The organism is Sphingopyxis sp. Root1497 (assembly GCF_001427085.1).
Classification (GTDB): domain Bacteria; phylum Pseudomonadota; class Alphaproteobacteria; order Sphingomonadales; family Sphingomonadaceae; genus Sphingopyxis.
Map to the genome: position 1 here is coordinate 84,758 of NZ_LMGF01000002.1, position 8,109 is coordinate 92,866.

Below are 8,109 nucleotides of genomic sequence, written 5' to 3' on the forward strand. Positions count from 1 at the left end.
TGCGCCAGATCACTTCCCTTTTGAATGCGAAGGGGTTAGGGTTCGCGCCAACGGTTATGGGTCGTACCGCAGCAACAAAGACTGCGCCTTGCCGCCATCGGGCTGGCACGGCGCCCTTGCGTTTGTGTTTGGGGGATTACGTTCATGGCCGCTCGACGTCCGTTTTTCGTCTCGTTTCTGGGAATGCTGGCGCTTGCCGCACCCGGGACGGCGTCGGCGCAGGCGTCCGACCCGACGCTGCGCGACAGCTTCGCGATCGGCGACAAGGGCGGGTCGCTGTGCGAGGTCCAGTCGACGGTGCGCGACTCGGTGATCACCGGCATGTTCGACCGCGCGTGGATGATCGTCTGCCGCGATGCCAGCCAGCCCGTCGGCTATGTCCGGATGCTACGCGCGACCCCGGCCGAAACCCAGGCCCGCGTCGATCGCGCGCGCGCCGGAACGATCGCCTGTACCGCGACGGACAACTGCATAGTCAAGGACAGCGACGTCCAATGGACCACGCGCATCGAGGGCGAGGGCAACACCAGCTACGCGGTCGAGGGCTTTACCGCCTATAAGGACGCACTGAACCTCGCGCTCGAATCGATCCGCCAGCGCAAGGTCGCCTCGGGCACGATCAATGTCGCGACCACCTCGATCGGCGGCAACGACGGCTTTGCCCGCACGCTCGCGGGGACGATCGACGTCGACCGCGCGCTCGCCGAGGGTTATCGCCGCAACCACAGCGGCGATTATGCCGAGGCCGCCGAATTTTTCGAAGCGCTGTCGCGTCGCGCGCTCGAGGAACAGGCCGCCGCCGACATCGATCCGACCGAATTCACCCTCAACCGCGCGCTGCAGAAATCGAACCTCGGCGAATTCGCCGAGGCCGAGCGGCTGTTCGGCGAGGTCGAGGCGATCCCGACCACCGATGCGGTGCAATTGCGCCTGCGCCGCAATTTTCGCGCGATCCACGCGCTCAACCAGCGCGACTATGCCGGCGCCGCCGACCTGCTCAACACGCCGATCCCGCCGCTCGCCAGCGCGGTCACCGTGTCGGGCGACGCGGTGACGCTGACCCCCGAGATCGTCGCCGGGGTCAACAGCGGCAGCAATTCCCGCGCGATCCGCCAAAGTTCGGACAATGAGCGGCTGACCCCGCTCGAACGCGCGCAGATCATCGACGCGCAGGCGGTCCACCTGCTCGGCACCGTCGAGCGGTTGCGCGGCAATCCGGCGGCGGCGAAAGCGGCGCAACTCAAGGGGCTGGCCGACGCGATGGCGGTCCGCGAAGGCCGCGTGACCTCGATCGTGCGGCTGCGCTCGCAAATGCTCGGCGAACTCGCGCTCGCCGAAGAGGCCGCGGGCGACAAGGACGCCGCCGATGCGCGCTTCCTGGAATCGATCAACGCGCTCGCGGTCGAATATCCCGAAACCAACGCGCTCGCCTCGGCGCGCGCGCGCTATGCCGCCTTCCTGACCCGCCAGGGTCGCGATGGTGAGGCGATGACGATCTATCACGACGTCGTCGGCGCGCTCGCGAGTTCGCAGCGCTCGACCTCGGGCATGGCGAACATGATGGCGCCCTATTACCGGCTGCTCGCTGCCAAGGCCGCGAGCGACACCGCCGCGGTCGGCGACTTCTTCGTCGCCAGCCAGTTGCAGGTCCGCCCCGGCGTCGCCGATACCCAGGCGGTGCTGGCGCGCGAATTGTCGAGCGGCAGCGCCGAAGGATCGCGGCTGTTCCGTCAGGCGACGACGCTGAACCGCGACATCGAACGCGCGCGGATCGAGGATGCGCGGCTCGCGCAAATGGTGGAAACGCCCGAAATCAACGCGCTGCGCGCCGACCTCAAGACGCGGCTCGACAATCTTGGCTTCCAGCAGGCCGAAACCGTCGCCGCGCTGTCGGCCTATCCGCATTATCGCGTCGTCGCGCCGGGCAAGCTCGACCTTGCCGAACTGCAAGCGGTGCTGCGCCCCGACGAGGGCTATCTGAAGATGCTCGTCGTCGGCGACGCCGTCTATGCGATGCTGATCGACACCAAGGGCGCGCAGCTGTGGCGCTCGGACATCAGCACGACGCAGCTCGAGAATGCGGTCGATAGCGTCCGCTCGACGATCTCGATCGTCGAAAATGGCCGCCGCGTCACCTATCCCTTCGACGCCGCGACCGCGCGCAGCCTTTACACCCAATTGTTCGGCCCGGTCGCCGACCGGCTGCCGACGATCGCCAACCTGATCTTCGAACCCGATGGCGCGATGCTGCGGCTGCCGATCAACCTGCTGATCACCGCCGATACCGGGCTCGCCGATTATGAGCAGCGCCTGCTCGATCCGGGGGCCGACGCGTTCGACATGCGCCGGATCGCCTGGCTCGGGCGGACGACGCGGCCAAGTACCGCGGTGTCGGCGCTCGCGTTCCGCAACGCGCGCCAGGCGGCACCGTCGAATGCAACGCACCAATATTTCGGGCTCGGGCAGAATCTGCCGGTGGGGCCCACCCTCCCCTCGCTCGGGTCGCGCGGCGCCGCCGGCGGGGTCGACGACAATTGCCAATGGGCGCCCTCGCAGTGGAACCGCCCGATCTCGGCCGACGAACTGAACACGGCGCGCGTCGCGATGGGCGACCGGGCGGCGGCGCTGCTGACCGGCGGCGCCTTCACCGATACGGCGGTCAAGGCGCGGGCGGACCTCAACGACTATCGCATCATCCATTTCGCGACCCACGGCCTCGTCACCGCACCGCGCCCGTCCTGCCCGGCGCGCCCGGCGCTGGTGACGTCGTTCGGCGACAGCGATTCGGACGGCCTGCTGACCTTCCAGGAAATCTACGACCTCAAGATCAACGCCGACCTGGTGATCCTGTCCGCCTGCGACACCGCGGGCGCCGCCTCGGTCAGCGCGACGCGCGAGGCCGGCGTCGCGAGCGGCGGCGGCAATGCGCTCGACGGGCTGGTCCGCGCCTTCATCGGCGCCGGTGGCCGGTCGGTGATCGCGAGCCACTGGCCCGCCCCCGACGATTTCGACGCGACCAAGCGGTTGATCGGCGGATTGTTCGCGGCACGGCAGGGTGAGAGCGTCGGCGACGCCCTGTGGGCAACGCAGACGCTGCTGATGGACGAAAAACAGACCTCGCATCCTTATTATTGGGCGGGCTTCGCCATCATCGGCGACGGCGGCCAGGCGCTGCTCCACGGCGGCACCGCGACCGCAGCGGCACCGCAAACCGGAGAGGCCGCCGGCCGCGCCGCCCGCTGATCCGATGACCGAAACCCCGACGACCGAAGCAGAGACGGCGCCCGAAGCCGCGGCCGAGAAGCGCGCGGCCATCCCGCTGCGCAAACAGGTGCGGCGGCTGTTCACCCAGCTTGGACCGGCGCGACTGGCGACGACGCTGATCTTCCTGATCGTCGCGATATTCGTCGCGCGGATGAGCTGGCAATTGCCGCTCGCCGGCGACGCCGAACGCGCGCTCTACGACAGCCGCGCCTCGCTGACGGCGCAGCATGTGGGGCAAGACCCGCGCATCGTCATGATCACCTATAATGACGAGACGCTGTTCAACACCGGGATCCGCTCGCCGCTCGACCGCACCCTGCTGACGACGGCGCTCGCCAACATCGACGCGATGGGCGCCAAGGCTATCGGCATCGATATCCTGTACGACTCACCGCGCCCCGACGACGACGCGCTGAAGGCGCAATTGCGCGCGATGAAGACGCCCACCTGGCTCGCCTATCTCTCGCAATCGGACAACCCGACCACCATCCAATACCAGCAACAGCAATTCCTCGACGCCTTTCTGGCCGATGTGACCACCGCCAGGACCCATCCGACCAGCGTGCGCTTCCGCACCGACGAGGACGGGGTGATGCGCAACTGGCCCGACCGGCCCAAGGGGTTGCCGCCGCTGATGGCCAATGCGCTGGCGCCGGTCGACAAGGCGCATGCTGACTATCAGGGCAATATCCGCTTCCGCTTGCCCGCCCGCGCCGATGCGGAGCAGGAAGAGCCGGTCTTCGCCAATATCCCGATCGACAGCTTCGCCATCCCGATGGACGACGAGACGCGCGTCGGTTTCGCCGAACTGGTGCGCGGCCGTTATGTGCTGATCGGCGGCGACATCGTCGACAACGACCTGTTCACCACCCCGCTATCGCGCCTGCCCGACCTGCAAACGGGCGAGCGCGAGCAGATGATCGGGCTGGAGGTGCACGCGCATATGCTGGCGCAGCAACTCGACGGCGCATGGTCGAACCCGGTTCCGGGCTGGGGCCTGTGGGCGCTCGCGCTGCTCGTCGTGATCGCGGGCGGGCTGACCAGCCTGATCGACCTCAAGGCGCGCTGGGTGGTGCTGATCTTCATCGCCCAGATGCTGTTCTTCCTCGCCTATCCCTTCTGGCTGCAAAAAATCGGGGTCGATACCACCGGCCTGCCCGCCTTCGGACAGGCGCTCGGCTGGCTGTTCGGTTTCGTCGCGGTCGGCTCGGCGGCGCGCGCCGTCGGCTCGCGCCAGCGCGCCTTCGCGCAATCGGCGCTCGGCAAATATCTGCCCGCCGACGTCGCCGAACAGATCATGCGCGATCCCGAACAGCTGTCGCTGCACGGCGAGCGGCGCAACATCTTCTGCGTCTTCACCGACCTCGAGGGCTTTACCAAGCTCAGCCACGCGACGACGCCGGAAACCGTCGCGCGCCTGCTCAACGCCTATCTCGACCGCCTGTCCGACGTCGTGCTGAGCCACGGCGGCACGATCGACAAATTCGTCGGCGACGCGGTCGTCGCCTTCTGGGGCGCGCCATTGAGCCGCCCCGACGACGGACCGCAAGCCGCCGCCGCGGCGATCGCGATGTACGAGGCGGGCGAGAAATTCCGCGTCGACCTCGCCGCCGAGGATGTGCCGCCGCTCGGCATGACGCGCGTCGGGCTGCATGTCGGCGACGCGATCGTCGGCAATTTCGGCGGCGAGGGCCGCATCCAATACACCGCGCTCGGCGACAGCATGAACACCGCCTCGCGGCTCGAGGCGGCGAACAAGAGCCTGAAGACCGGCGTCCTGATCTCGGCCGAGGCCGAGGCGCGCGCGAAGCGCGACGATCTGGTGCCGATGGGCCGGGTGACGCTGCGCGGCCGCGCGCAACCGGTCGACACCTTCACCCCGCGTCCCGACCTCAGCGCCGACCAGCGCGCGCGCATCGCCGAAATGGTTGCAGCGCACGCGGCGGGCGATAAAAATCTTTATGTGACCTGCGCCACAGCGGTGGGCGCCGAATTCAGTCACGATACATCCATCCTGTTCTTGATAGAACGACTGAACGAGACCGAAAGTGGAGAAAGCTATGTCCTGTCCTGAGATCCGCACGCGCCGGCTGGGATTGACCGCCGCCGCCGCGCTCGTCGCGATCGCCGTCACCGGCACCGCCGCGGCGCAATCGATGGTCGTCCGCTCGACCGGGCCGTCGGCCTCCAAATATCCGGCGGGCACCAAGCTCAAGAACAGCGACCGCGTGACGCTCGTCGCGGGCGACAAGGTCGTGCTGATCCAGGGCGGCAAGACCAAGACGCTGACCGGCGCGGGCACCTTCACCGCCGGCGCCACCGTCGTCGCCAGCCAGTCGATGGGCACCACCGTCACCCGCATGATGGCCAAGCGGCCGATGGCGACGCGCGGCGGGGCGTCGCGCGGGCCGGAGGAAATGAGCGCCGAGAACCGCGCGCCCAATTTGTGGCTGCTCGATTATCGCGCCGGCGGCACCTTCTGCGTCGCCGATCCGGCGACGCTGATGCTGTGGCGGCCCGACATGACGAGCGACACCGCGCTGACCATCGCCAGCGGCGACAAGAGCGAGACGGTGGCGATCGTCAGCGGCGCGCAATTCCGCAAATGGCCGACCGACAGCCTGCCCGTGCAATATGACGTCGACTATCGCCTCTCGGGCGGCGGGCTCGCCGCGCCGGTGACGGTCCGCTTCGCCGCGCTCGCGGCGATGCCCGAAACCCCCGACGCCGCCGGCGAAATGCTGCTCGGCAAGGGCTGCACGCCGCAGCTCGACAGGCTGGTCGACGCGATGGCCGAATCGGAAGCGACGGGCGGTTGACGGAAACGGGCGGGAATGATTGAACCCGCCCGATCCATCTGATAACAATGGGATGAAAAGCTGCCGTACGAGCGGCAAGTCCTTTCCTTGGGTCGAAAATTCGCGCAGCCCGTCACCGGGCTGGGCATGATGAATTGGACGTGCGGCGGCGACGCCGCGCGCCGTCGAACGCAAGGGGTGGAGATGATCGGCAGCGGCTATCAGGGGCAATCGCGCGAAGCCGAAACGCGGCGGCGGGCCTTCCGGCGCTTCGTCGCCGGGTCGGGCCTGATCGTCGCGGCCTTGCCCGTCGTCGGGCACGCGCAGGTCGCGACCCCGCAAATCCCGACCCGCGAGGAAATCCAGCGCCCGGCGCCGCCGCCGGTTCCGCAGGCGAACGAACAGGTCGTCACCGCCGACGATGCCATCGAACGCGCACCCTGCCCGCTCGCCAACCCCGAATTCGCCAATATCCGCGTCACGCTGCGCGACGTCCAATTCTCCAGCGTCGAGGGCATCGACCCGGCGACGCTCGCCGCGACCTGGTCCGACCGCGTCGGTCAGGACCTGCCAATCTCGGTGGTCTGCGACATTCGCGACCGCGCCGCGACGATGCTGCGCGCGAAGGGCTATCTGGCCGCTGTCCGCGTCCCGCCCCAGACGATCGACGACGGCATCGTCAAGCTCGAAATTCTCGCCGCGCGGATGAGCCGGATCGAGGTACGCGGCGACGCCGGCGCCAATGAAGGGTTGCTCCAGCGCTATCTGTCGCATCTTCAGGACCAGCCTGTCTTCAACATCGCCGATGCCGAGCGCTATCTGTTGCTCGCGCGCGACATTCCCGGCCTGTCGGCGCGGCTGACCCTGCGCCCCGGCGCCGCGCCGGGCGAAGTGGTCGGCGAGGTGACGGTCGACCGCACCGCCGCGATCCTCGACTTCAACGTCCAGAATTTCGGGTCGAAGGACGTCGGTCGCTGGGGCGGCATCGCCCGCGCGCGCGTCTTTGGCCTGACCGGCATGGGCGACATGACCACGGTCAGCTTCTATACGACTCCCGATCTCGACGAGCAGAATGTCGCGCAGGTCGCGCATGAATTCCGCGTCGGTGACGAGGGGCTGAAATTCGGCGCCAGCTACACCTATGCTTGGACGCGGCCGAGCGTCGCGACGCTGCCGATCAAGTCCGAAACCCAGATCATCAGCCTGTTCGCATCCTATCCGCTGGTGCTGACGCAGGCGAACCGGCTGACCGTCGGCGGCGGGTTCGACCTGATCGACCAGGACATCGGGCTGGGCGGCGTGCCGCTCAACCGCGACCGGCTGCGCGTCTTCAACCTGCGTGCCGATGGCAGCTGGACCGACCCGGCATCGATCGGCGGGCGCAGCGGGTTCAGCCCCGCCGAGCCGCGCTGGTATCTCGGCGCCTCGCTCGAAGCGCGGCAGGGCGTCAATTTCCTCGGCGCGAGCGACGATTGCGGCCCCACCGGCGCCGCCTGTTTTGTCCCCGGCGCGATCCCGCTGACCCGCATCGAGGGCAAGCCCGACGCCTTCCTGGTGCGCGCCAACGCGCTCGCCGAATGGCGTCCGGTCAAGAATTTCACCCTGTCGGCGGCGCCGCGCGCGCAATGGGCGAGCGATCCGCTGCTCGCCTATGAAGAGTTTTCGGGCGGCAACTTCACCGTCGGGCGCGGCTTCGACCCCGGCACGGTGATCGGCGACAGCGGCGTCGCGGTGTCGGTGGAGGCGCGCTACGGCAGCCTCGTCCCTGCGAACACCGAAAGCGGCGCGCTCCAGCCCTTCGTCTTTTTCGACGCCGCCTGGGTCTGGAACAAGGACCTCGCCTTTGCCGGGCTCAATCCGCAAAAACTCTATTCGGCGGGCGGCGGCATCCGCCTTGCCTATGGCGATGTCGGGCGGCTCGACCTGACTGTCGCGGTGCCGCTCAACCGCGCGGGCTTCCTGACCCAAAAGCCCGAACCCCGCTTCCTGCTCAATTTCACCACCCAGTTCGGCGTGAAGGCGCGCTGACATGAGCTTTTCATCGAGG

4 protein-coding genes are annotated in these 8,109 nt (G+C 68.1%); all 4 read left to right on the forward strand.

The window, feature by feature from the left end; all coding sequences use genetic code 11:
• Nucleotides 1-144: 144 nt before the first annotated feature.
• The 4 genes from ASD67_RS03055 to ASD67_RS03070 all read left to right on the forward strand — a co-directional run bounded on the left by ASD67_RS03055 (nucleotide 145) and on the right by ASD67_RS03070 (nucleotide 8,090).
• Complete coding sequence (locus tag ASD67_RS03055) at nucleotides 145-3,243, forward strand: CHAT domain-containing protein (RefSeq protein WP_056343207.1); 3,099 nt, start codon at nucleotides 145-147, stop codon at nucleotides 3,241-3,243.
• A 4-nt stretch (nucleotides 3,244-3,247) separates the two neighbouring features.
• The gene (locus tag ASD67_RS03060; RefSeq protein ID WP_056343210.1) at nucleotides 3,248-5,338 is read left to right on the forward strand and encodes an adenylate/guanylate cyclase domain-containing protein; all 2,091 of its coding nucleotides are present in this window, start codon (nucleotides 3,248-3,250) and stop codon (nucleotides 5,336-5,338) included.
• Entirely contained in the window at nucleotides 5,325-6,083 is a 759-nt protein-coding gene (locus tag ASD67_RS03065; protein ID WP_056343214.1) for a hypothetical protein, read from the forward strand. Before ASD67_RS03060 ends, ASD67_RS03065 begins: the two co-directional genes overlap by 14 nt.
• An 87-nt stretch (nucleotides 6,084-6,170) precedes the next feature.
• Nucleotides 6,171-8,090 carry a ShlB/FhaC/HecB family hemolysin secretion/activation protein gene (locus tag ASD67_RS03070; RefSeq protein WP_235535546.1) on the forward strand — a complete coding sequence of 640 codons (1,920 nt, stop codon included), beginning with the start codon at nucleotides 6,171-6,173 and terminating at the stop codon, nucleotides 8,088-8,090.
• Nucleotides 8,091-8,109: the final 19 nt, after the last annotated feature.